The 331-nt window shown below is 66.5% G+C and carries 1 protein-coding gene; it reads left to right on the top strand.

What is annotated here, in order from left to right:
• A partial coding sequence (locus tag DEIPI_RS36400) for a single-stranded DNA-binding protein (protein WP_157463511.1) occupies window positions 1-326 on the top strand: 326 nt, incomplete at its 5' end.
• Window positions 327-331 lie beyond the last annotated feature (5 nt).

A 331-nucleotide genomic window follows, 5' to 3' on the forward strand; every position in this document is an offset into this window, starting at 1 on the left:
ACTGGATCGACGTGACGCTCTGGCGTGAACTCGCCGAGGCGGCCGCGCAGCTCAAGAAGGGCGATCCGCTGCTCGTACAGGGCCGACTGATGAACGAAGCCTGGACCGACCGCGACGGCAACAAGCGCAACTCGACAAAGGTAGAAGCGACGCGAGTCGAAGTCCTGACCCGAGGCGCGGGTGCCGGCTCACCCGCAGCCACCCCGGTCGCGGCCCGTGGGGCCACGGGCACCGCGACCCGCAGTACGGGGTCCCGTTCGGGCGGCTTGGATATTGACCAAGGCCTCGACAATTTCCCGCCGGAAGAAGAAGATCTGCCGTTCTAACCCGT

Source organism: Deinococcus pimensis DSM 21231 (genome assembly GCF_000519345.1).
In the GTDB taxonomy this organism is placed as follows: domain Bacteria; phylum Deinococcota; class Deinococci; order Deinococcales; family Deinococcaceae; genus Deinococcus_A; species Deinococcus_A pimensis.